Origin of the sequence: Acinetobacter lactucae, from assembly GCF_013122135.1 — a bacterium.
GTDB lineage: Bacteria > Pseudomonadota > Gammaproteobacteria > Pseudomonadales > Moraxellaceae > Acinetobacter > Acinetobacter lactucae.
This window is the reverse complement of the sequence record NZ_CP053391.1, coordinates 1,871,242-1,886,008: the sequence shown is the minus strand read 5'-3', so window position 1 is coordinate 1,886,008 and position 14,767 is coordinate 1,871,242. Positions and strand designations below refer to the sequence as shown.

At 38.8% G+C, this 14,767-nt stretch carries 12 protein-coding genes; 5 read left to right on the top strand and 7 right to left on the bottom strand.

What is annotated here, in order from left to right; genetic code table 11:
- Positions 1-3: 3 nt before the first annotated feature.
- A complete protein-coding gene (locus tag HLV59_RS08720; RefSeq protein WP_171429766.1) occupies positions 4-1,158 on the bottom strand; it encodes an acyl-CoA dehydrogenase family protein in 1,155 nt (384 codons plus the stop codon).
- A 397-nt stretch (positions 1,159-1,555) separates the two neighbouring features.
- On the opposite strand from HLV59_RS08720, the gene HLV59_RS08715 reads away from it, so the two are divergent.
- From HLV59_RS08715 to HLV59_RS08705, 3 genes are all read left to right on the top strand, one after another.
- A complete protein-coding gene (locus tag HLV59_RS08715; protein WP_081173755.1) occupies positions 1,556-2,416 on the top strand; it encodes an IclR family transcriptional regulator in 861 nt (286 codons plus the stop codon).
- A 73-nt stretch (positions 2,417-2,489) separates the two neighbouring features.
- Complete coding sequence (locus HLV59_RS08710) at positions 2,490-4,202, top strand: electron transfer flavoprotein-ubiquinone oxidoreductase (RefSeq protein ID WP_171429765.1); 1,713 nt, start codon at positions 2,490-2,492, stop codon at positions 4,200-4,202.
- A 122-nt stretch (positions 4,203-4,324) separates the two neighbouring features.
- Entirely contained in the window at positions 4,325-5,542 is a 1,218-nt protein-coding gene (locus HLV59_RS08705) for a CaiB/BaiF CoA transferase family protein (RefSeq protein WP_081173751.1), read from the top strand.
- A 52-nt stretch (positions 5,543-5,594) separates the two neighbouring features.
- Here HLV59_RS08705 and HLV59_RS08700 read toward each other — a convergent pair whose 3' ends face one another.
- The 3 genes from HLV59_RS08700 to HLV59_RS08690 all read right to left on the bottom strand — a co-directional run bounded on the left by HLV59_RS08700 (position 5,595) and on the right by HLV59_RS08690 (position 8,675).
- A complete protein-coding gene (locus HLV59_RS08700) occupies positions 5,595-6,527 on the bottom strand; it encodes an electron transfer flavoprotein subunit alpha/FixB family protein (protein ID WP_081172975.1) in 933 nt (310 codons plus the stop codon).
- A gap of 17 nt (positions 6,528-6,544) precedes the next feature.
- Positions 6,545-7,294, bottom strand: a complete 750-nt coding sequence (locus HLV59_RS08695) for an electron transfer flavoprotein subunit beta/FixA family protein (RefSeq protein WP_016140229.1) — start codon at positions 7,292-7,294, stop codon at positions 6,545-6,547.
- Positions 7,295-7,364: 70 nt separating this feature from the next.
- Positions 7,365-8,675: an MFS transporter gene (locus tag HLV59_RS08690; RefSeq protein ID WP_171429764.1), complete on the bottom strand. Its 1,311-nt coding sequence runs from the start codon at positions 8,673-8,675 to the stop codon at positions 7,365-7,367.
- A gap of 278 nt (positions 8,676-8,953) precedes the next feature.
- On the opposite strand from HLV59_RS08690, the gene HLV59_RS08685 reads away from it, so the two are divergent.
- Positions 8,954-9,724 (top strand): enoyl-CoA hydratase/isomerase family protein, encoded by a 771-nt coding sequence (locus tag HLV59_RS08685; protein ID WP_171429763.1) that lies wholly within the window; start codon positions 8,954-8,956, stop codon positions 9,722-9,724.
- A 196-nt stretch (positions 9,725-9,920) separates the two neighbouring features.
- Positions 9,921-10,397 (top strand): MarR family winged helix-turn-helix transcriptional regulator, encoded by a 477-nt coding sequence (locus HLV59_RS08680; protein WP_081173743.1) that lies wholly within the window; start codon positions 9,921-9,923, stop codon positions 10,395-10,397.
- A 231-nt stretch (positions 10,398-10,628) separates the two neighbouring features.
- On the opposite strand, the gene HLV59_RS08675 is transcribed toward HLV59_RS08680, so the two are convergent.
- From HLV59_RS08675 to HLV59_RS08665, 3 genes are read right to left on the bottom strand one after another with little or no spacing between them, the layout of a single operon-like run.
- Positions 10,629-11,246, bottom strand: a complete 618-nt coding sequence (locus HLV59_RS08675; RefSeq protein WP_081173741.1) for an NIPSNAP family protein — start codon at positions 11,244-11,246, stop codon at positions 10,629-10,631.
- The gene (locus tag HLV59_RS08670) at positions 11,243-12,979 is read right to left on the bottom strand and encodes an FAD-dependent oxidoreductase (RefSeq protein ID WP_081173739.1); all 1,737 of its coding nucleotides are present in this window, start codon (positions 12,977-12,979) and stop codon (positions 11,243-11,245) included. Before HLV59_RS08670 ends, HLV59_RS08675 begins: the two co-directional genes overlap by 4 nt.
- 12 nt (positions 12,980-12,991) lie before the next feature.
- A complete protein-coding gene (locus tag HLV59_RS08665) occupies positions 12,992-14,767 on the bottom strand; it encodes an FAD-dependent oxidoreductase (protein WP_081173737.1) in 1,776 nt (591 codons plus the stop codon).

Below are 14,767 nucleotides of genomic sequence, written 5' to 3'. Positions count from 1 at the left end.
CTATTAAGTTGTAGCTTGTTTAATCATGTCTCGAGCAATAATGATTTGCTGAATTTGTGTTGTTCCCTCATAAAGACGGAATAAACGTACATCTCGATAAAATCTTTCAATTGAATATTCACTGATATATCCTGCGCCTCCATGTATCTGCAAACAACGATCAGCTACTCGGCCACACATTTCAGTCGCAAACATTTTTGCACACGATGCTTCTGTACTAATATTTTCCCTTAGATCACGACGACGTGCTGCATCCAACACCATACATTTCGCAGCATAAATTTCTGTTTTTGAATCTGCCAACATCGCTTGAATAAGCTGAAAATTAGCAATTGATTGACCAAATTGTTTACGTTCTATTGCATATTGCAAAGCATCTTCCAACATACGCTCTGCCATTCCTGCACTATAAGCAGCTATATGTAAACGGCCTTTATCAAGTACTTTCATTGCTGTTTTAAAACCAATACCTTCAATACCACCGATCAATTGGTCTTTATGGACACGACAATTATCAAAAATGACATCACAGGTATAAGAACCTTTTTGTCCCATTTTTTTATCAATTTTTCCTAAAGTGAGCCCAACTGTACCGGCCTCAACCAAAAAAGCAGAAATGCCTCCAGCACCTTTAATATCTGGGTTAGTTCTAGCCATAACGGTAAAAGTTGATGCACGAGGTGCGTTAGTAATAAAACGCTTGGTACCGTTTAAAATATAATAATCACCATCTTTGACTGCAGACGTCTTCAAAGCTGCAGCATCTGAACCTGAGTCTGGTTCTGTTAAGCAGAAAGAACCAATAATTTCTCCGCTAGCATAACCTGGTAAATACTTTTGCTTTTGCTCATCAGTACCATCAATAATAATTCCACTTGAACCAATGCCATTATTTGTACCAATCAAAGAACGGAATGCAGCAGAAGTTTGCCCTAACTCAAATGCAACCAACACCTCTTCTTCCATCGTAATTCCCAGACCACCATATTCTTCTGGAATGGTTAAACCAAATAAGCCTAATTCCTTCATTTGTTGGACAATATGATCTGGTATAGCATCAGTTTCGTCGACCTCATGCTCTAAAGGTCTCAATGTATTCTTAACAAAACTTCGAATTGTAGATAACAACTGTTCTAATGTCTGTTGATCACGAATCATCTTTCTCTCCTTATATCCTTATACAATGCTATCCAAAGCACCATTTTGTAATACAAAACCACAGGTAATTTCGTTATACGAAATAAAATAGCAGCACACTTCTAAACAAACAAGAATTTTTTGCTTAAAATTTCGCAATACAGAATTAATGTTCATTAATTTGTGCAAATATATTGATTTAACTCTCAAATAAAGCTAAATTTAAATGACTATTTATTTTGTTATACGAAATTAAAGTTTGTGATTGGTTGATTCTTCTTTTCAGTTTTTATTTTAGTCAACATTGCTGTTGACTAGGTGAATCATTTAAAAAAGCATCAACTATTCTAATTTTTTTTGTATAGCGAAATATAATTGATATGATCAAGAATAGTGTTTGATCAAATACGGGAATGGTATGCATTTAGAATATAATCAACTAAAAGAACAAGTCGAAAAAAAAGTGAACTTTGATGAAATCCGTTTAGATCCGATTTCTCACATTCACCGCGAAAATAATCCTCAATTTATTGCTTCCTTAGCGCGTGGATTAGAGATATTACGTTGTTTTTCAGCATCTAACCAAGTTCTAGGTAATCAAGAACTATCTCATCTTACAGGCTTACCTAGACCAACAATTGCAAGAATTACGAGTACATTAGTGTCCCTTGGTTACTTAAAGCAACTTCCAAATTCTACCAAATACACTTTAGATATTGGGGTGCTGGCACTTGGTTACGCCGCATTATCGAGTATATCTATACGATCAATTGCCCATTCTTACATGGAAGAAATGTCCAGATATGCACAAGCTCCAGTTGCTATGGCAATGAGAGACCGATTAAACATGATGTATCTAGATGTTGTCCAAACCGAAACCAATTTAACTATGCGCAGACCAATTGGTTCGACTTTACCCTTACATAACACATCTATGGGAAGAGCCTGTTTAGCAGCTCTTCCTGAAAATGAACGTGAATTTATTTTAAAAGCATTAGAAAAGAAGCACACTGCTGAAGAATGGCCAGCAATTAAACGTAGTTTAGATCGAGCCTTTCATGATTATCAAAACTATGGATATTGTTTATCTTTAAGCGAATGGCATAAAGAAGTGAACTCTGTTGCCGTTCCCTTAATACACCCAATTTACGGTTTATTGGTCTTTAACTGTGGAGCACCAAGCTACTTAGTTAATCAAGAAAAACTTGAAAACGAAATTGGCCCAAGATTAATTCATATGGTTCAAAATATTCAAGATGCTCTGAACACTTTGCACTAAATAACCATTAAAAACTGAACTATAGTTCAGTTTTTTTGGGAGTAATTTTAATAATGAAACTGGATTTCGTAATATGGAAAATTTAGAACGTGAATCGATGGAGTTTGACGTTGTCATCGTAGGTGCAGGACCTGCAGGTCTATCTGCTGCGATTAAGATCCGTCAATTAGCGATTGAAAAAAACTTACCCGATCTTTCTGTTTGTGTAGTTGAAAAAGGCTCTGAAGTAGGTGCGCATATCTTGTCTGGTGCTGTGCTTGAGCCACGTGCCATCAATGAACTTTTCCCGAACTGGAAAGAAGAAGGCGCGCCTCTTAATGTCCCTGTAACTGAAGACAAAACATTCTTCTTACTTTCAGACACCACATCAAAAGAAGTACCACACTGGATGGTCCCTAAAACCATGCACAACAACGGTAACTATGTGATCTCGTTAGGTAATGTGGTTCGCTGGTTAGGTCAAAAAGCTGAAGAGCTAGAAGTTTCGATCTTCCCTGGCTTTGCTGCTTCTGAAGTGCTTTACCATGAAGACGGTACTGTAAAAGGGATTCAAACTGGCGACATGGGTGTTGGTAAAGATGGCGAACCAACGCATAACTTTACTCCGGGCTATGAACTTCACGCTAAATATACCCTCTTTGCTGAAGGTTGCCGTGGTCACTTAGGTAAACGCCTGATTGCGAAATACAACCTTGATAAAGATGCTGATCCACAGCATTACGGTATCGGGATTAAAGAGCTTTGGGAAATTGATCCAGCAAAACATAAACCGGGCTTAGTCATGCACGGTGCAGGTTGGCCTTTAGCCGAAACAGCGTCTTCTGGTGGCTGGTGGTTATACCACGCTGAAAACAACCAAGTTACTTTGGGTATGATCGTGGACTTATCTTATGAAAATCCACACATGTATCCATTTATGGAAATGCAGCGCTGGAAAACTCACCCACTGATTAAAGAGTATTTAGAAGGTGGTAAGCGTATTTCTTACGGCGCACGTGCTGTAGTGAAAGGCGGTTTCAACTCATTGCCTAAACTAACTTTCCCGGGCGGCTGCTTGATTGGTGATGATGCAGGTTTCTTAAACTTTGCAAAAATCAAAGGCTCACACACTGCCATGAAATCAGGCATGTTATGTGGTGAAGCTGTATTTGAAGCCATTGCTGCCGGTGTAGAAAAAGGCGGTGATCTTGCGATTGCACGTGTTACTGAAGGCGAAGATTTATTCGTTAAAGAATTGACTTCATACACTGACAAATTTAACAACAGCTGGTTAAAAGAAGAGCTTTATAACTCTCGTAACTTTGGCCCAGCAATGCATAAATTTGGTCAATGGATGGGTGGTGCATTTAACTTTATCGACCAGAATGTCTTTAAAGTACCATTCACTTTACATGACTTGAAGCAAGACTTCGCGGCATTAAAAACTGTTGATGCAACCAGCTTCAAGCCAAACTATCCAAAACCAGATGGCAAGCTTACATTTGACCGTTTATCTTCTGTGTTTATCTCAAACACTGTACATGAAGAAAACCAGCCAGCTCACTTGAAGCTTACTGATCCTTCAATTCCAGTGAACGTAAACTTACCGAAATGGGATGAGCCTGCACAGCGTTACTGCCCTGCTGGTGTTTACGAAATCATGGAAAATGATGATGGCTCTAAACATTTCCAGATTAACGCAGCAAACTGTGTTCACTGTAAGACTTGTGACATTAAAGACCCATCTCAGAACATCACATGGGTAACGCCGGAAGGCGGCGGTGGTCCGAATTACCCTAATATGTAATTCCTTGCGACACGGCAAAGCATTGCTGTGCTAGCCGTGTCTCATATCCAAATATGTAATATCGGACGATATAGCAGAGTTTCAATTGATCAATAAAGCAAGATATAAAAAAGGATAATCTAATGGGTGCATTAACAGGATATAAAGTATTAGATTTAAGTCGTATATTAGCCGGCCCTTGGTGCAGTCAAATCTTGGCAGACCTTGGTGCAGAGGTTATAAAAGTTGAACGTCCTTATTGTGGAGATGATACTCGACAGTGGGGACCACCTTGGTTAAAAGATAATAAAAAACTAGATACTCAAGAGGCTGCTTATTATCTATCAGCAAATCGAAATAAATTTTCAGTCGCTATTGATATTTCAACGTTTGAAGGCCAAGCCCTGATTAAAAAAATGGTTTTAGATACAGATGTTCTCATTGAAAACTATAAAACAGGCACCCTTAAGCGCTATGGACTAGATTATGAGAGCTTATCCAAAATCAACCCTCGTTTAGTATATTGTTCTATTACAGGTTTTGGGCAAACTGGCCCCCGTTCTAAAGAACCTGGATATGATTTTATCATTCAAGGCATGGGAGGAATGATGAGTGTCACGGGAGAACGTGATGATTTACCAGGCGGAGGCCCGCAAAAAGCTGGCATTGCTCTTGCCGATTTAACTACTGGCTTATATTCCAATATCGCAATTCAAGCTGCTCTTCTTTCACGCCATCAAACAGGTGAAGGCCAATATATTGATATGGCATTATTAGATACTCAAATCGCTTGCATGTCCCAGCTTGGAACAAATTACTTAGTATCAGAAAAAATTCCTGGGCGTTATGGAAATGCTCACGCTAATATTGTGCCTTATCAGGTTTTCAAAGCTCTTCAAGGTGAATTCATTATTGCCTGTGGTAATGACAATCAATTTACTTCATTGTGCCAAAGTATTGGCTTAGCTGAATTACTGCATAATCCTAAATTTTCAACTAACGCCCAACGTGTAATTCATCGAGATGCTTTGATACAGATATTACAGTCACACTTTTTAAGTGATACTGCGGAGAATTGGGTTGCTAAAATTCATGCGGTTCAAGTTCCTGTTGGCATGATTAATAATATTCAACAAGCTCTCTCGGAACCACAGGCTATAGCACGCAACATGGTAGTCAAAATCCCCCATCCTCTACAAAGTAACTACCAAATGATTGGGTCACCAATTAAGCTTTCAAAAACACCTGTTGAATATAAAAAAACTCCTCCTCTTCTAGCAGAGGATAGTAATTTAATTTTGCAGCGTTATCTTAACGAAGATGAATTTACTGCTTTGAAAAATAAAAGAATTGTTCAATAATGAAAAAACCCTTAGTTTTTACTAAGGGTTTTTCGACTTTAATCAATGAAGATTAAAGTTTAGATACCAACTCAGGAACTACAGTGTTCAAATCACCAACTAACCAGTAGTCAGCAACACTGTTGATTGGCGCTTCTTCGTCTTTGTTGATTGCAACAATAACTTTAGAATCTTTCATACCAGCTAAATGCTGGATCGCACCAGAAATACCTACAGCAACATAAAGGTCAGGTGCAACGATCTTACCAGTTTGACCAACTTGGAAGTCGTTAGGTACGAAGCCCGCATCAACTGCCGCACGTGAAGCACCTTGTGCTGCACCAAGCTTGTCAGCTAATGGATCAAGTACTTTATGGTAGTTCTCACCAGAACCTACACCACGACCACCAGAAACTACGATGCGAGCTGCAGTTAATTCTGGACGGTCAAGTTTAACGATTTCTTCAGATACGAAGTTAGAGATACCTGCATCTTTTACTTCGCCAACTGTTTCAACAGCAGCTGAACCACCTTCCGCAGCAACTGGATCAAATGCTGTACCACGAACAGTACCAACAATGATTGCTTCGTCAGATTGAACCGTTGCAATCGCGTTACCAGCGTAGATAGGACGCTTGAATGTGTTTGCAGATTCAACAGAAATAATATCTGTGATCATGCTTACATCAAGAAGAGCAGCAACACGTGGAAGAATGTTCTTACCAGTTGTTGTAGAAGCAGCTAATACGTATTTGTAACCTTTAGCCAAGTCAGCAACTAAGCCAGCTACGTTTTCAGCTAATTGGTTTGCATAAGCGGCGTTGTCAGCAAGTAAAACTTTGCTTACACCAGCAACTTTAGCAGCAGCATCAGCAACTGCTTGAGCACCAGAACCAGCAACTAATACAGTAATATCACCACCGATTTTTTGTGCTGCAGCAACAACGTTTAAAGTAGCACCGTTAAGTACTTGGTTGTTGTGATCAGCGATAACTAAAATACTCATGATTTTATCCTTCCGTATTAGATCACTTTCGCTTCATTTTTCAATTTTTCAACAAGCTCATCTACAGATTTCACTTGTACGCCAGCTTTACGTTCTGCCGGAGCTTCAACTTTAACAGTTTTAAGCTTAGTACCAGCTGTAACGCCATAATCAGCAGGAGATTTGGTATCAAGTGGCTTCTTACGAGCTTTCATGATGTTAGGCAATGCTGCATAACGTGGCTCGTTCAAACGCAAGTCAGTCGTGATGATTGCAGGAAGTGTAAGCTCAACAGTTTGTAAACCACCGTCAACTTCACGAGTTACTTGTACTTTACCGCCATCAACTTTCACTTCAGAAGCGAATGTACCTTGGCCCGCACCTAATAATGCACCAAGCATTTGGCCTACTTGGTTAGAGTCATCATCAATTGCTTGTTTACCAAGAAGGATAAGTTCTGGTTTTTCAGCGTCAACAACACCTTTTAAAATTTTAGCAACTTCTAAAGCGCCAATTTCATCAGTAGTTTCAACTAAAATACCGCGGTCTGCGCCTAGAGCCATTGCAGAACGGATTTGTTCTTGAGCTTCTTTAGGACCTACAGAAACAACAACGATTTCTGATACTGTTCCTTTTTCTTTTAAGCGAACCGCTTCTTCCACTGCGATTTCACAAAATGGGTTAATTGACATTTTTACGTTGGTAAGGTCAACCCCACTATTGTCCGGCTTAACACGAACTTTAACGTTGGCATCAACCACGCGTTTTACAGCAACAAGAGCCTTCATGTAATCCTCGAGTAAAGATAAAAAATGGTCTATTACTTCATATTCATGTGATAGACCATGCCATAGTGAATTATTTTGAAAATGAACGATTATGATTAATAAGTGATAATGCAATTGCACCGATTAAACCTGCTGCCGCAATTACCATAAAGTTTTGTTCAATCGGTAGATTCAAGGCCATAATCATTCCTATCAGTAATGGTGCTCCTATAGCGCCTAAACGACCAATGCCAGATGCCAAACCTATACCCGCTGAACGAATCTCACTAGGATAAAACTGACCACAATATGAATAAGCAACAATCTGAGCGCCTGTAGAACAAGCTCCAACCACTGCAATAGTGATATACAACATGTGTATTGGCATTGGCAAAGTCATCAAGTACAAAAATACGCTTCCCAAACTGTACATAAACACCAATACCCATTTGATATGCATACGGTCAGCCAACCAACCTCCACCTATGGCACCAATGATCCCGCCAAAATTGAGAGCAATCACGAAGCTTAATGCTGAGCCAAGCGTATAACCCGACATCGCCATTAACTTAGTCAGCCACGTACTCAGTGAATAGACCATAAATAGCCCAGTAAAGAATGCTACCCAAAACATGATTGTGCTAAAACCACGTCCATTCGCGAATAAATAAGAAACAGAAGAGCCCGCATGGGTTGGATCTGTAATATTGAGCAGTGCTACATCATCATCTATTTGAATATTGGGTTCAATCAATCGAATAGTCTGTTTTAGTTCTAGATCTTTCTTGTTTTTACTCAGATATGCCAATGACTCTGGCATTGATTTCATAATAAAAGGTATGAGCAATACAGGAATACCAGCCGCAAAAAATACGACTTGCCAACCAAATTCCACAATAAATTGTTTACCCAGTAAAGCTGCCAATATACCGCCTATAGCGTACCCCGAGAACATCAAGGCGGTCATGAAATTACGTATTTTTTTGGGAGCATACTCAGTCATTTGTGCTACGACATTTGGCATCACCCCACCAATCCCCAAACCTGCGATAAAACGCATAATACTAAAACTAATAGGATCATTCGTCATTCCAGCTAGTGCAGTGAATACGCTAAAAAGAAATACGCAGATTGCAATTGTCAGACGTCGGCCAATTTTATCGGATATGGCTCCTAAAAAAATAGCCCCCACCATCATGCCAAATAATGCTGAACTAGCCATAAAGCCAGCTGTCGAAGCACTGACACCCATTTCTTCCATGATTGAAGGAATAGCTATACCAGCAACAGCAATGTCATAGCCATCAATGATAATAATAATGAAACACCAAACTAATACTTTGGCATGGAACTTATTAAACTTTGCATCATTAGCAATTTTGTGTACATCAATGTACTGCATGATCATCTCCTTGATATTCATGGCTCTTTATATTTTCTTGAATTTTGTTAATTACATTTTTGCCCTTATTTATTGATTGGAGCTGTAATACTTCATTTCGACCAAGAGTAATCATTGCAATAATTTATGTCAATATATTGATATAAATTAAATAATAAAATATATAACTTTCTGTTTACTATGATTTTAAATTAAAAAATATTAATTAAAAATGTAAATATGTTGACTCAAATAAATAATTCAATATGCTTTTAACTATCAAAAAAGGAGTTTAAAAGATGAACGCAACACTAAATTATCAGGACGATATCGCCATAATTACTCTTTGCCGACCAGAAGCAAGAAATGCTCTAAATAAGGAGATGATTCAAAATATTGATGACTTACTTAACAGAGTCATTCAAAGCCCTCCTCGTGTTCTCATTTTTACTGGTCAAGGAGAAAAAGCTTTTTGTGCTGGAGCAGATATCACTGAACTACAAAATAAAACCCCTACAGAATATCTAGAGCTTTCACGTAAAGGGCAAAATGTTTTCAATAAGATTAGTAATTTATCATTCCCTACACTAGCCGTAATTAAGGGCGCAGCTCTAGGTGGCGGCTTAGAATTAGCAATGGCTTGTACTTTTCGTATCTGTAGTCTTAATTCTAAGTTTGGTTTACCTGAAATTAAATTAGGCCTACTTCCAGGATATGGAGGAACTCAACGCTTACCTCGTATCGTAGGCTATGCAAAAGCATTAGAGTTAACTCTAAGTGGAAGAATTTTTGATGCGCTTGAAGCAAAAGAAATAGGTTTAATCACACAAATTACAGCGACTGAAGATTCAGTTCAAGCTGGCTTAGATTTTTTATCAAGTTTTGGAGAATCATTTCCTGCATCCACAGCATTTATCATAAAAGCTGTTCAATCTGCATTAGATTTGAATATTACTGATGGATTAGCACTGGAAAGTGAAATGTTTCTTGCTAGTACCCAAACTAAAGATGCGACTGAAGGTATACAAGCATTTATTGAAAAGCGTAAAGCAGAATTTACGAATCAATGATGCTACTAAACCAACTTTAAATATTGCCTAATATATAGCTGATTTGATAATTTTCGGTAAAAACTATCAAATCAGACTATCTAAATCGATACCAACATTACATAAATCATCAATATTCCATTTTTTATTTTCAATAAATGCATCTGGTTATAAGTATATAATATAGATAAATCCTCAATACTTAGCAGTTTAGATTATGACCCAAAAAGATCAACAAAGTTATGATCATTCTCTTTATCCAATTCACAACAGATTATTCTTCAGATTGTTTCAACTTGGAAACTCATTAGATCGTCAATGTGTAAATGAGCTAGGAATTTCGTCAGTACATTGGGCAGTTTTAGGTGCATTATCAAGGCCACAAACTAATTCGGTTATGTCATTTACTGAGTTAACTGAATACCTAGATGTAAGTAGACAAAATTTAGATGGTGTTTTGAAGCGACTCGAACGCGAAGGCTATGTAATACGCCAAATTGACACAACAGATCGCCGTGCAAAAAATATCATGTTGACCAAAGAAGGAATAGCTCGATGGGAACAATTACAAGAGAATATTTATAATTTTTATAAGCAAGCTTTAAATGGTTTCACTTTAGACGATATGATTACATTTACTCATTTAGCGAATAAATTAACAAATGGCCTGAATGATATTAAAATAAACGGTTAAGCTAGAATGATCTATTAAGATTAACTAATAAATTAGGAAATATTGTTTTCCTAATTGTACAATTTGGAGAATTTAATAGTAATTGTTGTACAAGAGAATTTTATACGCAATTAGTTAGAATATTTTTTAGTTTAATTTTTTAAAAAATAACGTGCATTTATCTATTACCTCTTTTTTTAGAACCAGCCCACCAATTTAGTAGGCTAGTTTTCAATACATTATTACCAAACTTTATTTCAGTGGTGATACCGAAGTTGGCAGACCAATCATTGACTGCATCTCATGGGTTAACCACTGTGGACCGCCTTTGGGTGGCCAAATACCATCTGCAACCGATTTAGCACGAACTTCCGAACGCTCATTCAATGATGAGTATGGCCAAATACTTACAATACGCGGCGTGCCCTCAAGAGCATACATCGCTATTGTTAATTTTGAGTATTGAGTACGAGTTGGCACTGCATTTTTCCATGCCTCAAGAACATGAGGAACACCGCCATGCTTCAACTCATAAGTACGAATTTCATAGACAGGACCAAAATCACCTACCTCAACTTCTGGTAAGAAGTCGAAACCAGCAAAATTTTCAACTGAATATTTGATGATATTTTCTGATGTATCAAATAAGTTGTCTTGTGCGGCTAAACGTGCATTTTCATCGTCAAGTTCTTGTTGTGAAGAGTAGCTACGTAATACAACAACTTGATTGAGTTGACCTATATCTGAGAAAAAAACTCCGAGTAGCTTACCTTTAGCTTTCGTATTTTGGTAAAAACTTTGAATACCTGTCGCAACAGTTGCGGTTGTACCCATTTTGATAGTGATATTAATCAGTTGATAAAGCTTCATGCGGTTCTCCGTGGTTGTGTCATTTGTGTAGGTTGTTCAGTCACTTGTTTATTTAGTTTTCCTGCGGCAAATTGAGCAATTCGCCAAGCAAATACCATGCCTGGCCCTAACGTTGTTCCGGGACCTGGGTATGTTCCTTTAAAAATTGAAGATAGGTCATTGCCACAGGCAAATAGCCCAGTGATCACCTGATTATTCTGATCAAGCACTCGACCATAAATATCACCAGCTAATCCACCGCTACTTGCACAGTCCATTGGAATAACGGGTAAAGCGTAAAATGGTCCTTGCTCAAGTTTGCCCAAACATGGATTTGGTTTTACCTCAGGATCCCCGTTAAAACGGTTCATCACACCACTACCTTTACCAAAGTCGGTGTCTGCACCCTGTTCAACCAATTGATTAAAACGCTGAACAGTACTCACTAATCCTTGAGCATTGATTCCAACTTTTTGGGCAAGCTCCTCTAGTGAATTTGCAGAGAATAAATATTTTGCCTTGAGGTAGTAATCGAGTTTTTTTGCACCAGGCAGAACAAAACCTAACCCATATTTTTGAATCGCAGTTTGGTCGCAAATCAAATAGGACTGAATTTTTGCTTTACCTTGATTTATTTTAAGCTGCGCCATGCAAAAGTCATGGTAGGAATCTGACTCATTGACAAAGCGTTTGCCATCATCATTGACAGCTATCACACCTGGTTTAGCCCGATCTAAAATAATGTGTGGCCAAATAGCTTTATAGCCGTTGGCATGAACATGAATGGAACATGGAAAATAAAGCACACTACTATCCACAGATGGGTCAAGTTTTGCACCCTTTTCAAGGGCTTTACTGAGCCCATCACCTGTGTTTGAGTCGGGAGACAATGAGTCTGCGGTTAAACCATTTGGGAACAATTGTTGACGTAAATTTGTATTCCACCCCACACCACCTGTGGCTAAAACTACACCTTTTCGGGCATGAATGACTTTTACACCTTGTTCAGTTTTAATTTTGGCTCCTACCACTTTGCCTTTTTCGACTAGCAGCTCTTGCAGTGGCGCATTAAACCAAACTGGTACATTCTTTTGTTTAAGGTTGTAAAATAAACTACCCACCAGAGCGTTGCCCATAACAAGGCGTGTACCCCGATTAAAACGTAACCTTGAAAGCAAATAAGGCACCACAACTTTCAAAGTGGTCATAAAGTTCTGAAAACTATGTATAGGATTTAATAGTGCATTTAACTCACTACGATTGACCATCATGCCGCCTAAGCCCATAAACTCGGCCCGTGGAGGACGTACATATTTAAAGTCAGCACCTAAAACACTTGCATCAAATTCAGCAGGTGCAAGCGCACGACCGCCAAATGCTTCACCAGGTTGATTTTTCACATAATCGGGATGCGCTAAACAAGCATTAAGCTTAACTGTTGTTTTCTCATCTAAATCACGAATCATATCGGCACATGAGGCTAAAAATGCTTCGCGAAGTTCTTCACCACCACGTTCACCCACTACAGATTTAAGAAAAATTCGCGCTTGCTCAATATCATCAGGAACACCTGCTTGAACACTTAAATGTGATCCTGGTGCCCAAATTGTTCCACCAGATGTTGCTGAAGTACCACCTACTTGGGAAGCCTTTTCACAAAGTAAAACATCTAATCCATTAAGCTTGGCAAATAGTGCTGCGGACATGCCAGCTGCACCACCGCCAATAACCAATAAATCAACTTCTTTATCCATGTTCAATTCTCCTTAATCTTGCTTATGTGACGTGAACGCTACTGTTTCAGTTCGAGCTTGTTCAGCAATTTTTTTTGCAGCAAGATAACCAAATGTCATGGCTGGACCTAAGGTAATTCCACCACTTGGATATTGGCCCCCCATGATGCTATTGAGATCATTTCCAGCCGCAAATAATCCATTAATCGGTTGCCCTGCTTTATTTAGAACTTGGGCATATTCATCTGTAACCAGTCCTGCAAATGTCCCTAGACTTCCTGGCACCACTTCAACTGCATAAAATGGTCCACTTTCAATTGGAGCAATACATGGGTTCGGATGATGATCGGCATCACCCTGCGCTTTTTGATAAGGAGTAGTACCCCGCTGAAACTCGGGGTCTTGACCTAAATAGGCATATTGGTTGTACTGCTCAACTGTTTTTAAAAACTGAACTGGATCTATATCGCATGCCACAGCCAGCTCTTGAATAGTGTGTCCTTGTTTTAAGTACCCGTTGTCCAGCCAAGGCCCTAGAGAAATTGGAAAAGGTTTAACAGCGCCTAATCCATAACGGCGAATAAACTTATGATCACAAATCAACCAGCAATGTGCTTGCTCACTGTACGCGGTATTTTTCAATAAATCTTTAATAAATAAAGGATAGGATTCACCTTCATTCGTGAAACGGCATCCATTTTTTAAAACTGCAATTAATCCTGGTTTACCTCGTTCAACCAAATGCGGAAAACGACCTAAAGTTCCATCTAAACGCGGAATTAATGAAACAGGAGCCCATGCGCCAGACCAAGGCAATGTTTGGTCAACAGTTGCACCAATTGCTTCTGCAGCACTTAAACCATCGCCTATATTTGTTTCAGGAGCAGCTGAATGATGGGGGGTTCCTTCTCTCACATGTTTAAATAAAGCTTGCTTACGTTTTTCATCATGTGGAAAACCGCCTGTTGCTAGTACCACACCATGTTTTGCTATTACCTTAACGATGCCAGCTGGTGTTTTAAATAATGCTCCTATCACTCGACCATTTTCTTCAACTAATTCAGTCATGGCATGATTTGCCAAGAGTTTTACATTGTAATCGAGTGCAGATTTGAGTAAGCGCGCCACTAAAGCATTACCATTCACAATTTGAGTCGAGCGCTTAGTGAAAATTAAGTCAAAGAAATGCCGTAACACACGTTTGGTCGCATAAATAAAGGATGGGATTGCATTAAAAGTATTAATGAAGTGCTTCATATCTGCGCCAGAGGCGATACCCATTCCCCAAAGTGTAGTTTCAGGAATTGGTGGACGTAGGATATTTAGTTTCTGACCAAGTAAACGGCCATCGTAAGGTGCAGCAACAATCGAACGCCACCCAACCCTAGCACCTTCAATATTAAAAAAGTCAGGCACCGCTGCACCAATGTTAAATTTAACCTCAGTTTTAGCTTCGAAAAATTCCACCATTTTTGGTGCTTGAGTTAAATAAGTATGGATTTTAGTTTCATCATACTTTTCACCCAAAATATTTTTTAAATATAGCTTAGGTATCTCAATTGGTTCGGCTTGTCCTTCACGTTCAGCATGAGGTGTATTAGGAATCCATAACCATCCTCCCGATACAGCAGTAGTTCCACCAAATACGGATGCTTTCTCTGCGACAATAACCTTTAATCCTTCAAATGCTGCGGTCACGGCGCTTGAAAGCCCACCTGCACCTGAGCCAATGACTAAAACATCACATTCGTAGCATTCACGAATTGGCATTGGTGTCATCTGAAATGGTTGTTGGGTTTTTGCGTTCAT

What these genes read in the sequence shown, in the direction of transcription:
- HLV59_RS08720 (WP_171429766.1), bottom strand. Translation starts at nt 1,158, where the DNA reads ATGATTCGTGATCAACAGACATTAGAACAGTTGTTATCTACAATTCGA.
- HLV59_RS08715 (WP_081173755.1), top strand. Translation starts at nt 1,556, where the DNA reads ATGCATTTAGAATATAATCAACTAAAAGAACAAGTCGAAAAAAAAGTG.
- HLV59_RS08710 (WP_171429765.1), top strand. Translation starts at nt 2,490, where the DNA reads ATGGAAAATTTAGAACGTGAATCGATGGAGTTTGACGTTGTCATCGTA.
- HLV59_RS08705 (WP_081173751.1), top strand. Translation starts at nt 4,325, where the DNA reads ATGGGTGCATTAACAGGATATAAAGTATTAGATTTAAGTCGTATATTA.
- HLV59_RS08700 (WP_081172975.1), bottom strand. Translation starts at nt 6,527, where the DNA reads ATGAGTATTTTAGTTATCGCTGATCACAACAACCAAGTACTTAACGGT.
- HLV59_RS08695 (WP_016140229.1), bottom strand. Translation starts at nt 7,294, where the DNA reads ATGAAGGCTCTTGTTGCTGTAAAACGCGTGGTTGATGCCAACGTTAAA.
- HLV59_RS08690 (WP_171429764.1), bottom strand. Translation starts at nt 8,675, where the DNA reads ATGCAGTACATTGATGTACACAAAATTGCTAATGATGCAAAGTTTAAT.
- HLV59_RS08685 (WP_171429763.1), top strand. Translation starts at nt 8,954, where the DNA reads ATGAACGCAACACTAAATTATCAGGACGATATCGCCATAATTACTCTT.
- HLV59_RS08680 (WP_081173743.1), top strand. Translation starts at nt 9,921, where the DNA reads ATGACCCAAAAAGATCAACAAAGTTATGATCATTCTCTTTATCCAATT.
- HLV59_RS08675 (WP_081173741.1), bottom strand. Translation starts at nt 11,246, where the DNA reads ATGAAGCTTTATCAACTGATTAATATCACTATCAAAATGGGTACAACC.
- HLV59_RS08670 (WP_081173739.1), bottom strand. Translation starts at nt 12,979, where the DNA reads ATGGATAAAGAAGTTGATTTATTGGTTATTGGCGGTGGTGCAGCTGGC.
- HLV59_RS08665 (WP_081173737.1), bottom strand. Translation starts at nt 14,767, where the DNA reads ATGAACGCAAAAACCCAACAACCATTTCAGATGACACCAATGCCAATT.